We start from the raw sequence: 21740 nt of genomic DNA on the forward strand, positions 1-21740 counted from the left end.
GTAAAAAGCTGCACGCTTTCCGCTTGTGCAGCGCCTTGTCGAAAACAAACCGCTGTCTGCAAACCCCGCCTTTTCATCAGGGGCTTGCAAAAGACGATGTATTGAATCACAAGCGGGAACGGGCCGGACAAATAAATGCAGTTTATTTGATGTTTTCGAGCATGACGGGCGTAAAACGCGATTCGACAGGTTTTCCCTTGCGCGCCCGTTTGCCCAGATGGGCTTCGATGGCGCCGCCGGCGATACGGACAGTATACGGGTTCCCGTTTCTGGCCTGGCAGACGACGGTACAGCCTTTTTCACTGACAGGACGCGCGGCCATGAGTTTGTCGCCTTTTTCCAGTCCCATCAGAATGACGCCCCGGCCGCCGGATAAAAGGGCGCGCAGTTCGGTCATGTCAAAAAGCAGCAGATGGCCGTTTCCGGAAAGGGCGCCGATCCATTTGTCGTCCGGAGAAATCGCCACAGGCGGCAGGAGGGTTTCGTCCTTTTCCAGACTGATGAACGATTTGCCGTTGCGGACGCGGCTGCTCATATCCGCTACTTTTGCCGAAAAACCGTAACCGGAATCCGTGGAGATCAAAACGGTTGTATCGGGTGAACCGGCGAAGTACCGGACGATGGTTTCATCAATGCCGGTTTCGGCAAAGGTCGTGATCGGCATGCCGTCGCCGCGGCCGCCCGGCAGCGCATGGACGGCGACCGTGTATATCCGGCCTGTCGATGAAAACGCCAGCAGGAGATCGGTGCTGCGGCATTCGTAAGCGGCCAGCAGGCTGTCTCCGGATTTGAAAGAGAGGCCGGAAAGCGTCAGGCCGTGGCCGGTTCGCTGGCGAACCCATCCGTTTTGCGAAACGATGACGGTGACCGGTTCATCGGCGATTTTCGGTTCGACGACCGCTTTTTCCGCTTCCTCGATCAGGGTGCGGCGTATATCGCCGAACTTTTTCCGGTCGGCTTCGATTTCGCGGATGACGAGCCGTTTCATCGAGGCAGGATTGTCGAGCAGGTCGTGCAGGGTTTCCTTTTCGCGGCGCAATTCGGCCAGTTCCTGTTCAATCCTGATTTTTTCCAGACGGGCCAGCTGGCGCAGGCGGATTTCCAGAATGTCGTCGGCCTGCTTTTCCGAAAGACGGAAAGTCTCGATCAGGGCGGTTTTCGGTTCGTCCGATTCACGGATGATGCGGATTACCCGGTCGATATTCAGGAGGACAGTTTCACGGCCTTCCAGTATGTGGATACGGTCGTCGACGCGTCCCAGACGCCAGCTTGTGCGGTGTCTGACCGTCACGAACCGGAATTCGATCCATTCTTTCAGGATGTCCGACAGACTCTTCTGGCGCGGCCGCCCATCAATGCCGATCATGACCAGATTGACTGGCGTATTGCATTCCAGAGACGTATGCGCCAGCAGGCTCTGCATGAATTCGCCGGGATTAATGCGTTTGGATTTGGGTTCGAGCACCAGACGGACCGGCGCATCGCGGCTGGCTTCGTCACGGACGGCATCCAGCATGCCCAGGAATTGCTGGCGCAGGGAAATCTGCTCGGGCGACAAGGCCTTTTTGCCGTTTCGCACTTTCGGATTGGTGATTTCCTCGATTTCTTCCAGGACTTTCTGGGCGGATGTGCCGGGAGGCAGTTCGGTGACGACGGCCTGCCATTGGCCGCGCGCCAGTTCCTCGATTTTCCAGCGGGCCCGGACTTTCAGGCTGCCGCGGCCGTTCCGGTAGATTTCGGAAATGGCATGCGGCGCTGTGATGATCTGGCCGCCTCCCGGAAAATCGGGGCCCGGCAGGATTTCCATCAGTTCGTCATGCGATATCTTCGGATTGCGGATCAGGGCTTTGGCAGCCTCTGCCACTTCATTCAGGTTGTGCGAGGGAATTTCGGTAGCCAGCCCGACGGCGATGCCGGACGCGCCGTTCAAAAGCGTGAAAGGCAGTCTGGCGGGCAACCGTTTCGGTTCCTGCGTGGAGCCGTCGTAATTGTCCTGGAATTCAACGGTGCCCTGACCGATTTCTTCCAGCAAGAGCCGGGCGATCGGGGTCAGGCGCGCTTCCGTGTAACGCATGGCGGCCGCGCCGTCCCCGTCGCGCGAACCGAAGTTGCCGTGGCCGTCGATCAGCGGATAGCGCAGGGAAAAATCCTGCGCCATGCGGACGAGCGCGTCATAGACGGACTGGTCGCCGTGGGGATGCAGTTTGCCGAGCACGTCGCCGACGACGGCGGCCGATTTGCGGGGTTTGGCGTCCGGCGCGAGCCGGAGTTCGTTCATCGCATACAGGATGCGGCGCTGGACCGGTTTCTGTCCGTCGCAGACGTCAGGCAGCGCCCGTCCTTTCACGACGGAAATGGCGTAGTCGAGGTAAGCCCGCTCGGCGAAACTGGCGAGCATCAGGGTTTCGCGCGGTTCTTCCGCCGGGGACAACTGGTCGAAAAGCGTAGGTTGGGAAGTCATGGTAATCGCTTCAGTAAAGGGTTTCGGCTAGATATCGGCTTCGGCTTCGTTTCCGTGTTCTTCCATCCAGTTGCGGCGGGCGGCAGCTTCGCCCTTGCCCATCAGCATCTGGAAGCGTTCGGTCGATTCGTCCCGGGTGAAAGCGCCGAATGTGATCGGCAGGAGGCGCCGTGTGTCGGGGTTCAGCGTGGTTTCCCATAATTGTTCCGCATTCATCTCGCCCAGCCCCTTGAACCGGGAAATGCCCAGCGCGCTGTCTTTGACGCCTTCGCTTTTGAGTTTGTCCAAAATGCCGGCCAGTTCCATATCGTCCAAAGCATAGAGTTTCTGGATCGGTTTTCTGCCGCGGGCCGGGGCGTCGATCCGGTAGAGCGGAGGACGGGCGACATAGATATTGCCGTTTTCGATCAGGCGCGGGAAGTGACGGAAAAACAGGGTCAAAAGCAGCACCTGAATGTGGGAGCCATCCACATCGGCATCGGAAAGAATGCAGATTTTCCCGTAACGCAAACCGGACAGATCGGGACTGTCGTTTGCGCCATGAGGATCGACGCCGACGGCAACGGCGATATCGTGGATTTCCTGATTGGCGAAAAGCCGGTCTTTTTCGGTTTCCCAGGAATTCAGGACTTTGCCCCGCAAGGGAAGAATGGCCTGGAATTCCTTGTCGCGTCCCATTTTGGCCGAGCCGCCGGCTGAATCGCCTTCGACCAGAAACAGTTCGTTGCGGCTGATGTCGCGGGATTCGCAATCGGTCAGCTTGCCGGGCAGGACAGCGACAGCCGAGGATTTTTTCTTTTCGACCTTTTGCAGTTGCCGCATGCGGGACTGGGCCTGCCGGATAACCAGTTCGGCCAGTTTCCGGCCGTATTCGACGTTTTGGTGCAGCCACAGTTCAAAGGCGGGCCTGACGAAATGGGAGACGAGCCGCACGGCGTCGCGCGAATTCAGGCGTTCCTTGATCTGGCCCTGGAACTGGGGATCGAGTACTTTGGCCGAGAGCACGAAGGAAACGCGGGCAAAGACGTCTTCGGGCAGCAATCGCACGCCTTTCGGCAACAGGGAATGGATGTCGGTGAAACTTCTGACCGCGTTGAACAGGCCGTCGCGCAGCCCGCTTTCGTGCGTTCCTCCTGCCGTGGTCGGAATCAGGTTGACGAAGGACTCCCGCACAAGCGGGCCGTCGGCAGTCCAGGCGACGATCCAGGCGGCGCCTTCGCCTCCGGCAAACCCTTCGTTTTCGCCATCGGCGTAATGTTCGCCCGCGAAAAGCGGAATGACGGTTTCATCGCCGCTTGCCAGTTCCAGCGCCTGACTCAGGTAGCCGCGCAGGCCGTCTTCGTATTGCCAGGTTTCGGTTTCTCCCGTTTTGGCGTTGTGCAGTTCGACATGCACACCCGGGAGCAGGATAGCCTTGGAGCGCAGCAGGTGTTTCAGTTCCGGTAGCGGAATCGTCATGGAATCGAAGTATTTCGCATCGGGCCAGACGGTCACTTTCGTGCCGGATTTCTTTTCGCCTCGCGATAGCGGCCGGGAAGTCAGCGGTTCGGACACGTCGCCGTCGGTAAAGGCGATGTGATGAACCTGTTTTTCCCGCCAGACAGTCACTTCGATGCGTTTGGACAATGCGTTGGTGACCGAGACGCCGACACCGTGCAGGCCGCCGGAAAAAGCGTAGGCGCTCTCGCCGCCCTTGGCGAATTTGCCGCCCGCGTGCAGCCGGGTGAAAACAATTTCCACGGTGGGCACTTTTTCTTCCGGATGCAGGCCGACGGGAATGCCGCGTCCGTCGTCCTCGACGCTGACGCTGCCGTCGGCATTTAAGCAAACCTGGATGTTTTTGCAATAGCCGCCGATCGCTTCGTCAGAAGCATTGTCGATTACTTCGGTCACGATATGCAGCGGATTTTCCGTGCGCGTGTACATGCCGGGACGCTGCCGGACAGGTTCGAGCCCTTTTAAAACCGTGATCGATTCTTCGCTGTAAATGGATTTCTTTTCTGCCATGACTTTGGGGTTTGTAGCCTGCTTCCTTTCCGGATTTTCCATAAGGCAGACAGCCGGACTTCGCCTGTCCCCTGTGGTATCCGGGGAAGCGGGCGATGCCTGTCTGCGCCGGTGAACCCGGAGTCCGTTTTCCGGATTGTCCGCGGGCACTTTCACCGTTTTTTATCGCGCCAGTCAATCAACGGGAAAGTGGTCCGCATGGAGAAGCCGGGAAGGAAAAACGAAAGTATAAGGCAATTTTTGAAATCGGATGGCTGTCGTGATATCGAAGACGGGGCAGTGCGGGCATGCGGCGAGAACAGGAAAAAAGACATCAAAGTCTTAGCTGTTGATATTATTGGAATTCCTGCCCGCTTGCATTGCGGTTGGCGCAGATTTTATATATAATTGGCACTTTATTACGGTTTCGTCCATTTTTGGATGGCGAGGGGTGTTGAAATCATGATATGGGCTTTAGCCCATTTTTTTTTCATTATGCCGCCCGGCGCTTCCATTAACGGCATGGTTTTTCCTTTCTTTTTTGAAAGGAAAAGCGGAACGGAAATTGAACGGGAGCAGGCTTTGTTGCAGGAACTGGTTGAAAAGACAGTCAATGGCTGCGGGTATGATCTGGTCGATCTGGAAAGAGCGAGCGGCGGCATTTTGCGCGTTTACATCGATTTTTTGCCTGAAGCGTCCAGCCGGGGAAACATTACGGTGGACGATTGCGAGAAAGTCAGTCGCCAGCTCTCTCATGTGCTGACGGTCGAGGATGTCGATTACGACAGGCTGGAAGTCTCGTCGCCCGGTCTCGACCGCCCGCTGAAGAAATGGCAGGATTTTGTCCGTTTTGCCGGAATGGAAGCGCATGTCAGATTGCGCAAGCCGGTGACAGGCATGGGAAACCGGAAATCGTTTCAGGGAATTCTGTTGCCGCCCGAAGGGGATGAGCTGGCTTTGGAATTTGAGGGAAACGACAGCGAAAGCAGTTCGGTTTTGCATTTTACGATAACAGATATAGACAAGGCACGTCTGGTGCCGCAGGTGAATTTTAGGAGCCGCAAAGCATGAGTCTCGAAATTCTGCAATTGGTTGATGCGCTGGCGCGCGAAAAAAACGTCGACAAGGAAATCGTTCTGGGCGCGCTTGAGCATGCTTTGGCGCTGGCCACAAAAAAACGTTATCCGGGAGACGTCGATATCCGGGTGGCGATCGACCGCCAGTCCGGCGAGGTGGAAACGTTCCGGCGCTGGCATGTCGTGCCGGATGAAGCCGGGCTGCAACAGCCGGATCAGGAGATGCTCTTTTTTGAGGCAAAAGAGCAGTTTCCGGATATCGAAGTGGGCGATTATATCGAGGATCATGTCGAATCCGTCGATCTGGGCCGCCGCTTTGCACAGGATACGAAACAGATCGTATTGCAGCGTATCCGTGACGCGGAACGCGAACAGATTCTCCAGGATTTCCTGGATCGGGGCGATTCACTGGTCACGGGAACCGTCAAGCGGATGGAACGGGGCGACGCGATTGTCGAATCCGGCAAGGTGGAAGCCCGCTTGCCGCGCGAGCAGATGATTCCGAAAGAAAATCTCCGGATCGGCGACCGTGTGCGCGCCTATATCCTCCGTGTCGAGCGTGGCGCGCGCGGCCCTCAGGTCATCCTGTCGCGAACCGCGCCGGAATTCATTGTCAAGCTGTTTGAGCTGGAAGTGCCTGAAATCGAGCAGGGTCTTCTGGAAATCAAGTCGGCGGCACGCGATCCCGGCGTTCGCGCCAAGATCGCCGTCTATACCGCCGACAAGCGGATCGATCCGATCGGCACCTGTGTCGGCATGCGGGGTTCGCGCGTTCAGGCCGTAACCGGCGAGCTGGGAGGCGAACGGGTCGATATCGTGCTGTGGTCGGAAGACCCGGCGCAATTCGTGATCGGGGCGCTGGCGCCTGCCAATGTGTCGTCTATTGTGGTCGATGAAGACAAGCATGCCATGGACGTGATCGTCGATGAGGAAAATCTGGCGATCGCCATCGGCCGAAGCGGGCAGAATGTCCGTCTGGCGACCGAACTGACCGGCTGGAAGATCAATATCATGACGGCGGAGGAATCGGCGGACAAGACGGCACTGGAAAAAGCCGAATTGCAGAAACTTTTCATGGAAAAACTCGACGTCGATTCCGAAGTGGCGGACATTCTGATTGAGGAAGGGTTCACTTCGCTGGAGGAAATCGCTTACGTGCCGATCAATGAAATGCTGGATATCGAGGCGTTCGATGAAGAAACGGTCAACGAGATCCGTCAGCGGGCCCGCGATGCCTTGATTACCGAAGCGATTGTGTCTGAAGAAGGCATGGCCGGCATGGAAGAAGCCCTGTCCGGTCTGGAAGGCATGAGCCGCAGTGTGGCGGGCAAGCTGGGGCTGGCCGGCGTCAAGACGCTGGAACGTTTTGCCGGGCTGGCGTATGACGAGTTCGGCGCCATTCTTGCCTTGCCTGTCGAACGTGCGCGCCAGCTCCTGGAAAACGAGTTTGCCGATGTAACGGATGAAGAAATGAAACTGATCGATGCCAAATACGATGATGAAGCGAAAGAATTGCAGGCGCGTGCCTGGAAACTGATGGAGTCCTGACTGGACGAAAGCTTTTTTCCCTTATCGAATTTGCCGCATCTATTAGAAGAAAGAGGAATGAATGGCGATTAACAATGTAGCCCAATTTGCTGCCGAACTGAATGTGCCTTCCGACATGCTATTGAAACAGTTGCGGGATGCCGGTGTGGAAAAAAATTCAGTCAACGATACGCTGAGCAAGGAAGACAAGGATAAACTGTTGAGTTATTTGCGTGGTGTGCATGGCGCTCCGGCGGGAGAGAAGCGTAAAATTTCGTTGACGCGCAAGGAAACGAGCGAAATCAAGCAGGCCGATGCGACAGGCAAATCCAGGACGATCCAGGTCGAAGTCAGAAAAAAACGGACGTTCGTCAAACGGGATGAGCCCGCGCTCCGTTCCGAAGTGGAACAGAGAAGAGCGGTTCCCCCGGTGATCGACGAGGCGGAAAAGCAGCGCCGCGCCGAGGAAGCGCGCCGTCAGGCCGAGCTGATTGCGAGACAGGAAGCCGAGTTGCGTGAAAAACAGGCGCAACTGGCGAGGATGGAAGAAGAAAAGCAGGCCAGACTCAGGGCCGAAGAAGAAGCCCGGAACGAAGCGGAAGCATTGAAGAGGAAAGAAGCCGAACAGCGTGAAGCGGTCTTGAAGATGCAGCGTGAAGCCGAGCAGACGGAAAAGGAAAAGCAGCAGATGGCGGCTGAGGAACGGGAAGCGGCCGAAGCGTTGAAGAAAGCGGAAATGGCAAGGATGGCTGAAGAGGCGGCACGGGCTGAAAAAGCGCGGAAAGAAGCGGAAGCGGAACGGATCAGACGGGCCGAAGAGGCGGAACGCGCGAGAAAAGCCGTTGAAGACGAAGTTGCCCAGATCAAGGCGATGATGAGCGGCGCCCGCAAAGTCGTCAAGCAGCCTGCAAAACCGGTCGCGGCTCCCGCGGCTCCCGCTTCTGCAACGGCTGACAACCGCGATGCGGCCAAGAAGGCAGCGGGTACCCTTTCCCGTCCGGCACAACAACAGACAGCCAAACCGGCCGACAAGAAGCCTGCTCCGGCTCCCGCCAAGGGCGACAAGAAATCCTCGGGCGACAAAAAGGCAGCCAAGACAGCGGGTTGGGAGGAATCCGGCAAGAAACGCGGTTCCGGACTCAAAACGCGCGGCGGCGATACGTCGGGGCGCGATGGATGGCGCAGCAGTTTGGGCGGCTCCAAGGGACGTCGTCATGCGCAGCTTGCCGAACGGGAAAGCAATTTCCATCAGCCGACGGAGGCCATCGTTCACGATGTGTACGTTCCGGAAACGATTACGGTGGCCGAATTGGCCCACAAGATGGCGGTGAAAGCTTCTGAAGTCATCAAGCAACTGATGAAACTGGGCCAGATGGTCACGATCAATCAGGTGCTGGATCAGGAAACGGCCATGATTTTGGTCGAGGAAATGGGACATCGCGCCTTTGCCGCCAGGATTCAGGATGTGGAATCGCAGCTGGAAGAAATCGGCAGGAACGACAATGCCGAGCTGTTGCCGCGGGCGCCGGTCGTAACCGTCATGGGCCATGTCGATCACGGCAAGACTTCCCTTCTGGACTATATCCGGCGTACCAAAATCGCTTCCGGCGAAGCGGGCGGCATTACCCAGCATATCGGCGCCTATCACGTCAAGACCGAGCGCGGTATCGTGACTTTCCTGGATACGCCGGGGCATGAAGCGTTTACCGCCATGCGCGCCCGTGGCGCGAAAGCGACTGACATTGTGATTCTGGTCGTCGCGGCCGACGATGGCGTCATGCCGCAGACGAAAGAAGCGATTGCCCACGCGAAAGCGGCTGGTGTGCCCATTGTCGTGGCGATCAACAAGGTGGACAAGCAGGGCGCCAACATCAACCGCGTCACGCAGGAACTGGTGGCCGAACAGGTGATGCCGGAAGAATACGGCGGCGATTCCCCGTTCGTGCCGGTTTCGGCGAAAACGGGACAGGGCATTGATTCATTATTGGAAAACGTGCTTTTGCAGGCCGAAATCCTGGAACTGAAAGCGCCGGTCGAGGCTATGGCGAAAGGCATCGTGATCGAGGCGCGTCTGGACAAGGGGCGCGGCCCGGTCGCGACCGTTCTGGTGCAGTCCGGTACCCTGCATCGGGGCGACGTCGTTCTGGCGGGGCAGGAATTCGGTCGTGTCCGGGCCATGCTGGATGAAACCGGGAAGGCGATTTCGGAAGCCGGCCCGAGCATTCCGGTGGAAATCCAGGGCTTGACGGGCGTTCCGTCGGCCGGTGAGGAAATCGTTGTTTTAAACGATGAACGTAAGGCGCGCGAAATCGGCCTGTTCCGTCAGGGCAAGTTCCGCGACGTCAAGCTGGCCAAACAGCAGGCGGCCAAACTGGAAAACATGTTCGACCAGATAGCCGAAGGCGAAGTGAAGACGCTGCCGCTGATCGTCAAGACCGACGTGCAGGGGTCGCAGGAAGCGCTGGCTGCCTCGCTTCTGAAGTTGTCCAATGATGAAGTCCGCGTCCAGATCGTTCATGCCGCCGTCGGCGGCATCACGGAAACGGACGTCAATCTGGCGCTCGCTTCCAAGGCCGTCATTATCGGCTTTAACACCCGGGCCGACGCGCAGGCGCGTCATCTGGCGGAAGCAAACGGCGTCGATATCCGGTACTACAATATCATTTACGATGCCATTGATGAAGTGAAGGCCGCCATGTCGGGGATGCTGGCGCCTGAAAAACGCGAGCACGCTCTGGGACTGGTCGAAATCAGACAGGTTATCATGGTCAGCCGCGTGGGGGCGATTGCAGGCTGCTTCGTGACCGAAGGGCTGGTTCGTCGCGGCTCGCCAGTGCACCTGTTGCGCGACAACGTGGTGATCTGGTCGGGTGAAATCGATTCGTTGAAACGGTTCAAGGACGATGTGAAGGAAGTGAAAGCCGGGTTCGAGTGCGGTTTGACCCTGAAGAATTACAACGATATCAAGGTCGGCGACCAGATCGAAGTGTATGAAATCCAGGAAATCGCCCGCAGCCTGTGATTTTTCATGCGCGGGATGCCGGATTTGGGGTATGGTAATGACTGTGGTTAATTTATAAAGGGAGTGGATCATGGCACGACACAGCAAATCGATTCCCGGCCGCAGCTTGCGTGTGGCTGACCAGATCCAGCGCGATCTGTCCGATATCATTTTTTCGGAACTGAAAGACCCGAATGTCGGGATGGTGACGATTACGGAAGTGAAAGTCACCCCTGATTACGCCAACGCCAGGGTTTATTTCACCATGTTGGACGATAAGCCGGAAACGGTGAAAAAAACGCTGGACAGCCTCCAGCATGCTTCCGGTTTCATCCGGATGCAGCTGGGCAAACGGCTTCATATCCATACGCTGCCCCAGCTGGCTTTCATTTACGACAATTCCATTGCGGAAGGGGTGGCGCTGTCGCATCTGATTGATGTCGCCAATGCCGAAAGGGCAAAAGACGGGGATGGGGTCTGATGGCGTGGTGGCGGCTGGATGAGGCCGGTTTCTTTTTGATGGCGGTGTGACAGATTCATGAAAAATCCGGTTCCCGCCAAAAAAAAACGGCTTGATGTGCATGGCGTGCTGCTGCTGGATAAACCGGCCGGCATCTCCAGCAACGATGCCCTGATCCGGGCCAAAAGAATCTTCAATGCGAAAAAGGCCGGTCATACCGGCACGCTCGATCCTTTCGCCACGGGCCTTCTGCCGCTCTGTTTTGGTGAAGCCACCAAGTTTTCGCAGGATTTGCTGGATGCCGACAAGACGTATGAGACGGTCGTTCATCTCGGTATCCGGACAACGACCGGCGATACGGAAGGCGAGATTGTCGAAAGAACGGATGCCGTTTCGTTCCGGACCGATGAAATCGAGGCGGTGCTTTCGCGTTTCAGGGGCGATATCCGGCAAGTTCCTCCGATGTATTCGGCGCTGAAACGGGATGGCAAACCCCTGTATGAGTATGCACGGGCCGGTATCGAACTCGAACGGGAAGCGCGTGCCGTGACGGTTCACGAACTGACGCTTCTGGATTATTCAGCGCCCTGCCTCGCTTTGCGGGTAAGGTGCAGCAAGGGAACGTATATCCGCGCGCTGGGGGAAGATATCGGCCAGGCGCTGGGATGCGGCGCTCACCTGAAAAGCTTGCGGCGTACCCGGGTCGGTTTTCTGACGCTCGATTCGGCGGTTTCGCTCCCGGCTCTGGAAGAGGCAGGCGGGAAGACGGCCGGCGGGAATCCCCCATCGCTGGAACCGGTCGATTATCTGTTGTCTTCCTTTCCCTCGCTTGCCCTGAATGCGGTTCTGGCAAAACGTTTCCTGAACGGCCAGCGGCTTTCGCTGGCGAAGGAAAACATCGGAACAGCCGGCATGACCGGACGTTGCCGCGTTTATGCCGAAAACGGTGTTTTCATGGGGACAGCAGAGATACGGCCCGATGGTGTTCTGGCTCCGGAACGGCTTGTTGCGCTGCCGGATGTTTTTGCAAGCTGAATTTGGAACAGCCTTTTTGAAATACGGTTTTGCAGATGGGCGTTTGACGCTTTTTCTTTTATTTCCCAATCCCCGCTGTGGGAAAACGATCGCGTGCTAGAATACCCAGTTATCCTTTTTTTCAACTATTCGAGTTTTTATGTCTGAAACCAAACGCGCTATCCGCAATGTCGCGATTATCGCTCACGTCGATCATGGCAAAACCACGCTGGTCGATCAGTTGTTGCGTCAATCGGGAACTTTCCGTGAAAATCAGGCCGTCAGCGAACGGGTGATGGATTCCAACGATCTGGAAAAGGAGCGCGGGATTACCATTCTCGCGAAGAACTGTGCCGTGGAATACGAGGGAACGCATATCAATATTGTCGATACCCCGGGCCATGCCGATTTCGGCGGTGAAGTGGAGCGCGTCCTGTCGATGGTGGACAGTGTGCTGCTTCTGGTCGATGCGGTGGAAGGGCCGATGCCGCAAACCCGCTTCGTGACCCGCAAAGCGCTGGGGCTCGGTCTGAAACCGATTGTCGTCATCAACAAGATCGACCGGCCGGGCGCCCGGCCGGACTGGGTGATCAATGCCACTTTCGAACTCTTTGACAAGCTGGGCGCGACCGAGGAACAGCTCGATTTTCCGGTCATTTACGCGTCGGGCCTAAACGGTTATGCCGGTCTGGACGACAGTGTCCGTTCCGGGGACATGAGGCCGCTATTCGACGCCATTTTGCAATACGTTCCGGTGCGGGACGCCGATCCCGACGGCCCGTTCCAGATGCAGATTTCCTCGCTCGATTATTCTTCTTATGTGGGCAAGATCGGGATTGGCCGGGTCAATCGCGGGCGCGTCAGGCCGCTTCAGGATGTTGTCATCATGAACGGCCCCGAATCGGCGCCCGTCAAGGCACGCGTCAATCAGGTGCTGTCTTTCAAGGGGCTGGAACGCAAGGTCATTGATGAAGCGTCTGCGGGCGATATCGTTCTGATAAACGGGATTGAAGCGATTGATATCGGTTCGACGATATGCGATCCCGAACATCCGGAAGCGCTGCCGATGCTGACGGTGGACGAACCGACCCTGACGATGAATTTCATGGTGAATACGTCGCCTTTTGCGGGCCGGGAAGGCAAGTTTGTCACCAGCCGCCAGTTGCGCGAACGGCTCGAACGCGAACTGAAGTCGAATGTGGCCTTGCGGGTTGCGCCGACGGATGACGATACGGTTTTCGAGGTGTCCGGCCGTGGCGAACTGCATCTGACGATCCTGATCGAAAACATGCGGCGCGAAGGGTATGAGCTGGCCGTTTCCCGCCCGCGGGTTGTGTACAAGACGATCGACGGCATCCGGCATGAACCCTATGAAGCCTTGACCGTCGATGTGGATGAGGCCCATCAGGGCGGCGTCATGGAAGAACTGGGCCGTCGCCGCGGTGAATTGCAGGATATGCAGCCCGATTCCAAGGGACGCGTCCGGCTGGAATACAGGATTCCCGCGCGGGGCCTGATCGGTTTCCAGAGCGAATTCATGACCCTGACGCGCGGCACGGGCATCATGAGCCACGTTTTCGACGACTATTATCCGGTCGATGAAAACCGGCCCGATACCGGCGGCCGCAGAAACGGCGTGCTGATTTCGCAGGAAGACGGGGCAGCCGTTGCCTATGCCCTTTGGAAACTTCAGGACCGGGGGCGGATGTTCGTCAATCATAACGATCCGGTTTACGAAGGCATGATTATCGGCATTCATTCCCGCGAAAACGATATTGTCGTCAATCCGATCAAGGGAAAACAGCTGACCAATATCCGCGCTTCCGGCACAGACGAGGCGGTGCGTCTGGTGCCGCCTATCCAGATGTCGCTGGAATATGCCGTCGAATTCATCGAGGATGACGAACTGGTGGAAATCACGCCGAAAAGCATCCGTTTGCGCAAGCGCTATCTGTCCGATATCGACCGCCGGCGCGCAAGCCGGTCTTCGTGAAGTCGGGTGTTTTGGAGGGAAAGGGAAAGGAGCCGCAAGGCTCCTTTCCGGTTTTCCGGCGGCCGCAAAGGGATTTCAGCGGTAATCATGCAGAAAATGGGAGGAGCCTCCGGACAGGGGCGTTCTCCGGCAGGGGCGGTGCTTTTCATTTCTGTCACGGCAACAAGCGGGTGTCTTTGTCTCTTATCGCGCAAGTTGTTTGGGAAGACAAGTCAGACCCCAGAAAGAAAAGCGCTGTCCCGTCCGGTTTTAAAGACGTGTTTGCCAGCAGTCCATGCCGCGCGGCGGGTCCTGGCCGGACAGTTTTTTTTCAGTCTGGACACTTTATGGCTTTGAACGGGCGTTTTTCGAACCGGAAGATGAAGTCAATCTCGGAAAAGTTGCGCCGGCGCGACAAAAAGGAAAAATAATTTTTGGCGTCCCTTCTGGCGGAAATGAAATGGCCGAGTTTGCTTAACTTCAATAAAACTGAAAACAAGGCCTGTATTTTTCATTTTTTTCTTGATTTTCACCGTAAATGGCTTGAATATGATCCGGTACGCTTTCAGGCCAATGACGCAGGGCAATTTTTGTCCATTCGGGGCGCTGGCGACGAAAACTTTTTTTCTTGACACATTTGTGGCTCGCTTGTTTAATGCATGAATTCGGGCTTGTCCCAGATGACTTTTTAATTAATAGTGGGGGGGTTGTTGCGTGAATAAAACTGAGCTTATCGAGTATATCGCCAAATCTGCCGACATTTCCAAGGCGGCTGCCGCTCGTTCTCTGGATGCGGTAATGGAAGCGATTACAGAAACCTTGAAGAAAGATGGCAGCGTCACGCTGGTCGGTTTCGGTACCTTCAGCGTGGGCGAACGTGCCGCCCGTTCCGGTCGCAATCCGCGTACCGGAGAAGAAATCAAAATCAAATCCGCCAGGGTTCCCAAATTCAGGGCTGGCAAATTGTTGAAAGATGCTGTAAACTAGCTCTTCTTTCGACGGTGCAAAAAACGTCCGGTTCCGAAGAGAAATTGTTTGAAATTTTTACTGGCAATTTTTTGGAAAGTGGTTTAAACTGGCGTTCTTTAGCGACATGACAAACGTCGGGTTTGACTGGCTAGGTGAAACGGGTGCTTAGCTCAGTTGGTAGAGCGGCGCCCTTACAAGGCGTAGGTCGGGAGTTCGAGGCTCTCAGCACCCACCAAACAGTCGGACTGGAAAAAGTTTTAGGAGTGGTAGTTCAGTTGGTTAGAATATCGGCCTGTCACGCCGGGGGTCGCGGGTTCGAGTCCCGTCCACTCCGCCACAAACTGGAAAAGGCGAACACTGCGTTCGCCTTTTTTTTTATTGATTTTTGAATCGCTTCTTGATGGGCAGAAATCGCCATGCTCGATTTTATACGCAGCCATAAACGTCTGACTCAGATCATTCTTCTGGTTTTCATTATCCCTTCCTTTATTTTTGTCGGTGTCGAAGGCTACAAGCGCTTCGGTGACGGCGATGCGGTCGCCAAGGTCAACGGCAAGGCCATTACGCAGCAGGAATGGGACAATGCGCAGCGCGAACAGGCTGAACGGTTTCGCCAGCGCGCCGCCGTGCAGGGGCAGCCTTTCGATTCCAAATGGATCGAGTCCTCGCAGTTCAAATGGGCGGTATTGCAGAACCTGATCAACAGGCGGGTATTGCTGGCTACCCTGAACAAGGAACATCTGACGGTTCCCGAGCAGGTCGTGCTCCAGAAAATCCGGGAAATTCCCGGGTTGATCGGCCCGGACGGAAAACTGAATGAAGCCCGTTACAAGGAAGTGCTGGCGGCACAGGGCCTGAATCCGGACATGCATTTCGCCCTGATGACCCAGGATATGGCCATGCAGCAGATTGCCGCCCCGATAGAATTTTCCGCTTTCGAACCGAAGGCGGTCGTGACACGCGTCTGGAATCTTTTCGAACAGGAACGTGATGTGCAGCGTCTGGTGTTTGACGCCGGAGCCTACCGCAACAAGGTGAGCGTCACGGAAGACGATCTGACCGCTTTCTACAGGGCCCATGAAGCGCAGTTCACGATTCCCGAACACGCCGATGTGGAAGTCGTTGTGCTCGATATGCCGACGGTGGAAAAGAACGTGAAAATCAGCGATGCCGATTTGCAGAGCTATTATGAACAGAACAGGGACCGTTTTTCGATTCCCGAAGAAAGACGGGCGCAGCATATCCTGATTGCCGTCGCCAAAAACGCTTCCGACTCGGAAAAGGCCGAAGCGAAAAAGAAGGCGGAAGAGTTGCTTGCGCAACTGAAGGCCGATCCGTCCCGTTTTGCCGAACTGGCCAAAGCCCATTCGCAGGATCCGGGTTCGGCGAGAAATGGCGGCGATCTGGGCTTTTTTACCCGCGGCAAAATGGTCAAACCGTTCAACGATGCCGTTTTCGGTATGAAGAAAGGGGAAATCAGCGATCCGGTCCAGACGGATTTCGGTTATCACCTCATCGCGGTGACCGATATCAAACCGGCTGTTGCCAAACCGCTCTCGCAGGTGAAAGACAGTGTGTTGCAGGAATTGAAACGCCAGGAGACCAGTAAAAAATTCGCTGAAATGTCGGAAACGTTTTCCAATATGGTCTATGAAAAACCGGACAGCCTGAAACCGGTTGCCGATGCCCTGAAACTGACCGTGCATACTTTCCCGAATCTGGCACGCGATCCGGCGGTTGCCGCCAGACAGAATCCGCTTCTCGCCGACCCGAAAATACTGCAGGCGATTTTCTCGGATGACGCGGTCAAGGGAAAACACAATACGGAAGCCGTCGAGGTTTCTCCACAGGTACTGGTCGCCGCCCGTATCGCAAAACATTACCCGGCAGAGCTGACCCCGTTTGAAAAGGTCAAGTCCGTTGTGAAGGCGCAGGTAACGAACGAAAAGGCGATGGCGCTGGCCAAGGCGGCCGGTGAAGCCGAACTGGCCAGACTGAAGGAAGGCGGCGCACCGTCCGGATTTTCGCCGGGACTTCTGGTGTCGCGGCAGAAGATCACTATGGCGGGACGCTCCGATCTGGCGCCGGTCATGAAAGCCGACGTATCGAAACTGCCGGCGTATGTCGGGGTCGAAATGGCGCCGAACGGTTACATCATCTATCGCATCACCCGGGTCGTCACGCCGGAGAAGACCGACGGGAAACTGCGTGAAGCGATGAGCCGCCAGATGACGAATGTCATGGCGCAGCAGGATCTGGCCGCTTATATGAACTATCTGAAACAGGAAGCCAAGGTCGAGATACTGGTCAAGAGCCCGGCGGAAGAAAAGGCCGAAGCCGGTTCCGGCGCCGCCCGGTAAGCGACGGGAAGGTGCAGGTATGGTACAGCAGATCAGCGACAACCCGTTTTTGAAGGATCTGGGGCTGGAATTGCTCAGCATGGAAAACGGCACGGCGGAAGTCGGCATCCATTTGCAGGCGCAGCATATGAACAGCTGGCAAGTCATGCATGGCGGTATCATCATGACGCTTCTGGACGCGTGCATGGCCCGCGCGGCGCGTTCGCTGGTTCCCGAACTGACGTCGGCGGCGACAGTAGAGATGAAAACGAGTTTTTTCCAGCCGGGCGGAAAAATCAGCCAGCAGATTGTGGCGCGGGGCAGGGTACTGCACCGTTCGACGACCATGTATTATTGCGAGGGGGAAATATGGAATGGAGACGCCCTGATCGCGAAGTCGATGGGAACGTTCAAGGTTTTCCGCCGCAACGATATCGCGCGCCGGCTGAAAATGACCTCGTCGAAGCATCTGGCGGTGGGGGAATAGCCCCGTATAATCGCTTAAGACGGTAAAGATGAAAGAGCATGCCGCTGGCATGCTCTTTTTTTGCGCCGCGATCAGTTTTCAGGATAGGGCATCGGGATATTGTCGTTCAGGTACAGAAATCCCTTGATGAGCCGGTAAGCGTACCAGACCCAGGCCAATACCCAGACCAGCATGGCAATGGGAATGCCCAGCAGGGTGAAATAGAAAATCCATCCGACGCCGCCCCAGATGAGATACCACCAGAAGGAGCGGATTTGCCAGGTGTAGTGGGTATAGACGAAGGTGTTTGCCGCTTTCGGGCGGCCCAGATAGTCCAGGATAAGGGGAATGAACGACAGCAGCCCCAGCGTCAGGAGAAAGCAGACGGCATGGAAGAGATAAAGCCACCATGCGGCAGAGCGCAGGGTGTTGATGTAGGGGGAATGATAGACCTCGGTATCGGTAGCCATGATGGTTGTCCTTTCAACGTTTTTCCGAATGAGGGTTTGATCGGATTTTCCGGCGGAAGTTTTCCGCTTTGGGCAATGGGCTGATATGACGCGGGAATCGTTTGGGATGTGATCGCGCAGCCGGTACGGAAAACAGGCGTCGTGATTGGCGAGCGCACGCTGTTTGCCGCGGATGCGGGGAAGGTATGGCAGGGAGCGTTCCGGATTTGCCAGTCTGGCCGGGGGGATTTTTATCCGGACCGGCAAAAGGTTTTTTAAAGGGGCTTTTTCCGGGCGGATTGGCCGCACAGGGGGCGCAACCGGGGTACGGTTTCAGCCGCGGCGCGAACGGTTGCGGCAATGCGGCAGGGATCAGCCGTCTTTTCCGATTCCCTCATTTCCGGGATTGACGCCTTCGCGCATTTTCTGGTTGACGGAGACAGTCCGGAAAAACCGCCGGGGGCTTTTCCGGAAAGCGGGATTGATCAGATGGACGCCATGAACCCGTTTGATGGCGCCGATCAGGTAGATGGCGCCGAGATAGGGCCACCAGCGGTTTCCCGCCTTTTCCATGAAGGCGAACCGCCTCAGCCAGCGCCGGGTACGGCAGGGAGGGCGGTAGCAGCCGAAATAACCTCGGCTGATTTCGAAATTCAGCAGTTTCAGCCAGTCCTTCAGGCGGGAGAGGCTCAGGAATTCGGCGTGTTCAGGCAGGAAACGGTTGCCCCACAGCCTGCCGAAGTGTTGCCGGACGCCCCAAAGGCTGGCGGGATTGAAACCGCTGATAATGACCTGTCCTTCAGGGATCAGGACACGGTCCACTTCGCGCAGTATCTGGTGGGGCGAATGGGCGAACTCGAACGCGTGAGGCAATATGATCAGATCGATGGATTCGGAAGCGAAGGGCAGTTCGTCGATATCGTGGACGAGCGAAATACGGACCGGCGAATCTTCCGTCTTTTCCGGATGGCCGTTATCTGTCATTTGCCGGATTCCGGATTCAGGCATGAACGGATTGGTGTACCAGCGGTTTGTCATCCGGTTTTCTTTCAGGGCGTTGATTTCGCAGAAACCGATCTGCAAGGCGTTGTAACCGAAAATGTCCGCAGAAAGCGCCTGAAAATGTTTTTCTTCCCATTCCAGAATGTACTGGCCGACCGGGGTCATCAGCCAGTCGTGCATGGTCTGGACTTTCATTTTGGTATGGGATTTCTTCACGGCTTATCCTGATTTGGGGTGTGGTCTGTCTCACGTGCTGCCGGGCTGGTTTCAAGAGGGGGCCTGACCGGGAAGCGGGAAAATACGGGGAACGCTGCATGAGACGAATTTATTGTAATGGCTGATTGTCCTGAAGACTACCGTATTTTGTAAAAATCCTGACGAAAAAATGCGCTGTTTTGTCCGATCTTGACGCGGGCGGGATCGGGGGCAAATAAATTTTTGTGAGCCGGCATTTATAAGGTATCCTGTCATAAAGGGATTCAGTCGGGTTTTCGAAATCCTTTGCCGTTTGCGGTTCCTGTTTTGACGGAATATAAGGAGACAAAAGATGCAGATTGGACATATTTGTTCGAATAACGTAATCACATGCAGTTCGAATACAACGGTGCTGGAAGCGGCGCAGCTGATGCGGCGCAATCATGTCGGAACGCTGATTGTGGTTGAGGAAGTCAATGGCATGATGGTGCCGCAGGGGATCGTCACCGACCGGGATATCGTGGTCGTGGTGCTGGCCGAGGGGCTGGATCCGAAGAGTATCAAGGTCATTGATATCATGAAGGTCGAACTGATGACCGCGGTCGAGACGGAAGACGTGTTTGAAACCGTCGAACGGATGCGTTTCAAGGGCGTGCGGCGCATTCCGATTGTGGACAAGATGGGCGGTCTGGTCGGCATTGTCAGTGTGGACGATATCTGGAAATTCCTGTCGAAGGAAATCAGTGAACTGGCTGACGTGACGACGCGCCAGCAAACCCGTGAAAAGGTGGCGCGCCGCCGCTGATCCGGGGTGGATGCAAACGGGTGAAAGGCTGCCCAAGGCAGCCTTTTGTTTTTGCCGGGTGGGTTGCGGAAAAATGACTCTCGGGGTTTTTCAGGCGAAACAGGTTGCCGCCGCGCGTCGTCCGGCGTCAGAGAGGGGTACCGGGCAGGCGGGGGCCGGCGGCGCCATGTTTTTGCAGGAACATTTCCAGTTCTTCCGGAGGCAGCGGCGGACTGCAAAGGTATCCCTGAATCTGGTCGCAGCCTTTGGCGATCAGAAAATCAAGCTGTTCTTTTGCTGAAACGCCTTCGGCGATAACGGGCATGTTCAGGGAATGGGCCATGGCAATGGTCGATTCGACGATGGATTTCATTCCCTCGCTGTTTGCCAGACCGGCAATGAAGGAACTGTCTATTTTCAGCAGATCAATCGGCAGGGTGGACAGATAGCGGAGCGAGGAGTAGCCGGTTCCGAAATCGTCGATGGAAACCGTTACGCCCAGTTGCCGGATATCACACAGGTTGGCGCGGACTTCGTCCATGTCCTCGATCAGACTGCTTTCCGTGATTTCCAGTTCGAAAAGATGAGGTGACAGACCGGTTTCGGCGATCGTCTTTTTCAGGGATGCCGTCAGTCCGTCTGTATAGAGTTCGCGGGTCGATACATTGAAGGCGACTGGCAAGCGGACGGTGTTTTCTGTTTTCCATTTCACGAGTTGGTGGGCGATTGCTTCCAGAACGTGTTCCCCGATTTTCTCGATCAGTCCGATTTCTTCCGCAAGCGGAATGAATCTGGCCGCCGTTATGATGCCTTCGCCTGGATGATTCCAGCGGATCAGGGCTTCCAGGCTGGCGATTTCGCCGGTTTTCAGACACAGGCGCGGCTGGTAAAACAGCGTGAATTCGTTTCTGTCCAGTGCACGCCGCAATTCGGATTCCGTTATCAGCCTTTCTTTGGGCGTGACGTTCATGTCCGGATTGAAAAAACGGACGACGCTGGAACGTTTCCGGCGGGCTTCGGCAAGAGCGATATCCGCGTGTTTTAGCAGGGTGCCGGCATCAGACGCGTCGCGCGGATACAGGCTGCCGCCGATGGAGACGGCAATCGAGAGATCGTGACCCGACAATTGCAGGGGTTCCGTGACGGTTTTCATCAGCCGGGCGGCAATGGAAACGACATCGGCGGGTTTGCGGATTTTTTCGAGTACGACGACGAATTCGTCTCCTCCCAGCCGGACAACGGTATCGTTTTCGTGGACAGCGTGAATCAGTCTTTTGGAAACCAGCTTCAGCAAGGCGTCGCCTGCATCGTGCCCGAGGCTTTCATTGATGATTTTGAAGCGGTTGATGTTGAGTTCCAGAACAGCCAGCATTTTTCCGCCCTGACGGGTTCTTTCAAGCGCGCCGTCGAGAAAGCTGTCGAGGTAATTCCGTGTCGGCAGGGAAGTCAACGGATCGAACAGGGAAAGATGCCGGTCGGGCACGGGTTTTCCGTCCGGATCGGCGGGACGGGAAACGAGAATGGCGTAATCGGGGAGACCGTTTTCGTCAAGGATCAGCCGGATGATGTTTTCTGTCAGGATATAGTACCCCTTTTTGTGGCGGAAGCGGATTTCCACCTGAAACCGGCGCATGGTATGCCACATGTCTTTCCAGGTATGCTGGCTGTGAAAATAGGTGTCGGGATTGATCAGGTCCTTGATGGAGGAGGGAAACGATTCCGGCGAATAACCCAGCATTCCGGCAAAATGCGGGTTGACAAAGCGTATTCTTTCGTCTTCGCCGATTTGCATGAGGCCGACGGGGAGTTTTTCCAGCAGGGCGCGGCAGGACGTTTCCGGCCGGGCCTGAGACGGAAGCGGCACGGTCTCGTTTTTGCCGGAGAAACGGCCGGAAACCGATGGGGAACTGGGCATGATACCTCTTTACGGTGAAAATGGCTGCGGAGGCCGCAGGCGAAAGCCAGGGTTTGCCGGTGCCAGTTGTTCGGCCGGTACCGGCAAACCATGTTACAGCCAGTTGTTTTTCACCGGTTTTACC

15 protein-coding genes and 2 tRNA genes are annotated in these 21740 nt (G+C 56.2%); 12 read left to right on the forward strand and 5 right to left on the reverse strand.

What is annotated here, in order from left to right; translation table 11 throughout:
- Positions 1-142: 142 nt before the first annotated feature.
- Together parC and OFAG_RS05000 are read right to left on the reverse strand one after the other, a co-directional pair.
- On the reverse strand, positions 143-2461 hold the full coding sequence (gene parC / locus OFAG_RS04995) for a DNA topoisomerase IV subunit A (protein ID WP_005877484.1): 2319 nt from the start codon (positions 2459-2461) through the stop codon (positions 143-145).
- A 27-nt stretch (positions 2462-2488) separates the two neighbouring features.
- Positions 2489-4468, reverse strand: a complete 1980-nt coding sequence (locus OFAG_RS05000) for a DNA topoisomerase IV subunit B (protein ID WP_005877483.1) — start codon at positions 4466-4468, stop codon at positions 2489-2491.
- A gap of 501 nt (positions 4469-4969) precedes the next feature.
- Between OFAG_RS05000 and rimP the strand changes: the two genes are divergently transcribed.
- The 11 genes from rimP to OFAG_RS05065 all read left to right on the forward strand — a co-directional run bounded on the left by rimP (position 4970) and on the right by OFAG_RS05065 (position 17292).
- Positions 4970-5518 carry a ribosome maturation factor RimP gene (rimP, locus tag OFAG_RS05010; protein ID WP_005877481.1) on the forward strand — a complete coding sequence of 183 codons (549 nt, stop codon included), beginning with the start codon at positions 4970-4972 and terminating at the stop codon, positions 5516-5518.
- A complete protein-coding gene (gene nusA, locus OFAG_RS05015) occupies positions 5515-7071 on the forward strand; it encodes a transcription termination factor NusA (protein ID WP_005877480.1) in 1557 nt (518 codons plus the stop codon). Before rimP ends, nusA begins: the two co-directional genes overlap by 4 nt.
- A gap of 61 nt (positions 7072-7132) precedes the next feature.
- Complete coding sequence (infB, locus tag OFAG_RS05020) at positions 7133-10072, forward strand: translation initiation factor IF-2 (RefSeq protein ID WP_005877478.1); 2940 nt, start codon at positions 7133-7135, stop codon at positions 10070-10072.
- A 70-nt stretch (positions 10073-10142) separates the two neighbouring features.
- Positions 10143-10532: a 30S ribosome-binding factor RbfA gene (rbfA, locus tag OFAG_RS05025; RefSeq protein ID WP_005877477.1), complete on the forward strand. Its 390-nt coding sequence runs from the start codon at positions 10143-10145 to the stop codon at positions 10530-10532.
- Between the two features lie 57 nt (positions 10533-10589).
- Positions 10590-11546 carry a tRNA pseudouridine(55) synthase TruB gene (gene truB, locus OFAG_RS05030; RefSeq protein ID WP_005877475.1) on the forward strand — a complete coding sequence of 319 codons (957 nt, stop codon included), beginning with the start codon at positions 10590-10592 and terminating at the stop codon, positions 11544-11546.
- 139 nt (positions 11547-11685) lie between these two features.
- The gene (gene typA / locus OFAG_RS05035; protein ID WP_005877473.1) at positions 11686-13518 is read left to right on the forward strand and encodes a translational GTPase TypA; all 1833 of its coding nucleotides are present in this window, start codon (positions 11686-11688) and stop codon (positions 13516-13518) included.
- Between the two features lie 693 nt (positions 13519-14211).
- Positions 14212-14484 (forward strand): HU family DNA-binding protein, encoded by a 273-nt coding sequence (locus OFAG_RS05045; protein WP_005877468.1) that lies wholly within the window; start codon positions 14212-14214, stop codon positions 14482-14484.
- A 141-nt stretch (positions 14485-14625) separates the two neighbouring features.
- Positions 14626-14701, forward strand: a tRNA-Val gene (locus OFAG_RS05050).
- A gap of 25 nt (positions 14702-14726) precedes the next feature.
- Positions 14727-14803 (forward strand) — tRNA-Asp (locus OFAG_RS05055).
- A 79-nt stretch (positions 14804-14882) separates the two neighbouring features.
- Positions 14883-16826, forward strand: coding sequence for a SurA N-terminal domain-containing protein (locus OFAG_RS05060; protein ID WP_005877466.1), 1944 nt, complete (start codon positions 14883-14885; stop codon positions 16824-16826).
- A 19-nt stretch (positions 16827-16845) separates the two neighbouring features.
- Positions 16846-17292, forward strand: coding sequence for a PaaI family thioesterase (locus tag OFAG_RS05065; RefSeq protein WP_005877465.1), 447 nt, complete (start codon positions 16846-16848; stop codon positions 17290-17292).
- A gap of 71 nt (positions 17293-17363) precedes the next feature.
- On the opposite strand, the gene OFAG_RS05070 is transcribed toward OFAG_RS05065, so the two are convergent.
- Positions 17364-17741 (reverse strand): DUF4870 family protein, encoded by a 378-nt coding sequence (locus tag OFAG_RS05070; protein ID WP_005877463.1) that lies wholly within the window; start codon positions 17739-17741, stop codon positions 17364-17366.
- Between the two features lie 351 nt (positions 17742-18092).
- The gene (locus OFAG_RS05075; protein WP_005877461.1) at positions 18093-18917 is read right to left on the reverse strand and encodes a class I SAM-dependent methyltransferase; all 825 of its coding nucleotides are present in this window, start codon (positions 18915-18917) and stop codon (positions 18093-18095) included.
- Positions 18918-19269: 352 nt separating this feature from the next.
- Here OFAG_RS05075 and OFAG_RS05085 point away from each other — a divergent pair, with 352 nt between their 5' ends.
- The gene (locus tag OFAG_RS05085; RefSeq protein ID WP_005877458.1) at positions 19270-19722 is read left to right on the forward strand and encodes a CBS domain-containing protein; all 453 of its coding nucleotides are present in this window, start codon (positions 19270-19272) and stop codon (positions 19720-19722) included.
- Between the two features lie 127 nt (positions 19723-19849).
- Here OFAG_RS05085 and OFAG_RS05090 read toward each other — a convergent pair whose 3' ends face one another.
- On the reverse strand, positions 19850-21616 hold the full coding sequence (locus tag OFAG_RS05090) for a sensor domain-containing protein (protein ID WP_005877457.1): 1767 nt from the start codon (positions 21614-21616) through the stop codon (positions 19850-19852).
- Between the last annotated feature and the right edge of the window lie 124 nt (positions 21617-21740).

The sequence above is a fragment of the Oxalobacter paraformigenes genome (assembly GCF_000158475.2).
Taxonomy (GTDB): Bacteria; Pseudomonadota; Gammaproteobacteria; order Burkholderiales; family Burkholderiaceae_D; genus Oxalobacter; species Oxalobacter paraformigenes.

Excerpts from the sequence above, each read along its gene's own strand:
- parC (WP_005877484.1), bottom strand. The coding sequence starts at position 2,461 with ATGACTTCCCAACCTACGCTTTTCGACCAGTTGTCCCCGGCGGAAGAA.
- OFAG_RS05000 (WP_005877483.1), bottom strand. The coding sequence starts at position 4,468 with ATGGCAGAAAAGAAATCCATTTACAGCGAAGAATCGATCACGGTTTTA.
- rimP (WP_005877481.1), top strand. The coding sequence starts at position 4,970 with ATGGTTTTTCCTTTCTTTTTTGAAAGGAAAAGCGGAACGGAAATTGAA.
- nusA (WP_005877480.1), top strand. The coding sequence starts at position 5,515 with ATGAGTCTCGAAATTCTGCAATTGGTTGATGCGCTGGCGCGCGAAAAA.
- infB (WP_005877478.1), top strand. The coding sequence starts at position 7,133 with ATGGCGATTAACAATGTAGCCCAATTTGCTGCCGAACTGAATGTGCCT.
- rbfA (WP_005877477.1), top strand. The coding sequence starts at position 10,143 with ATGGCACGACACAGCAAATCGATTCCCGGCCGCAGCTTGCGTGTGGCT.
- truB (WP_005877475.1), top strand. The coding sequence starts at position 10,590 with ATGAAAAATCCGGTTCCCGCCAAAAAAAAACGGCTTGATGTGCATGGC.
- typA (WP_005877473.1), top strand. The coding sequence starts at position 11,686 with ATGTCTGAAACCAAACGCGCTATCCGCAATGTCGCGATTATCGCTCAC.
- OFAG_RS05060 (WP_005877466.1), top strand. The coding sequence starts at position 14,883 with ATGCTCGATTTTATACGCAGCCATAAACGTCTGACTCAGATCATTCTT.
- OFAG_RS05065 (WP_005877465.1), top strand. The coding sequence starts at position 16,846 with ATGGTACAGCAGATCAGCGACAACCCGTTTTTGAAGGATCTGGGGCTG.
- OFAG_RS05070 (WP_005877463.1), bottom strand. The coding sequence starts at position 17,741 with ATGGCTACCGATACCGAGGTCTATCATTCCCCCTACATCAACACCCTG.
- OFAG_RS05075 (WP_005877461.1), bottom strand. The coding sequence starts at position 18,917 with ATGAAAGTCCAGACCATGCACGACTGGCTGATGACCCCGGTCGGCCAG.
- OFAG_RS05085 (WP_005877458.1), top strand. The coding sequence starts at position 19,270 with ATGCAGATTGGACATATTTGTTCGAATAACGTAATCACATGCAGTTCG.
- OFAG_RS05090 (WP_005877457.1), bottom strand. The coding sequence starts at position 21,616 with ATGCCCAGTTCCCCATCGGTTTCCGGCCGTTTCTCCGGCAAAAACGAG.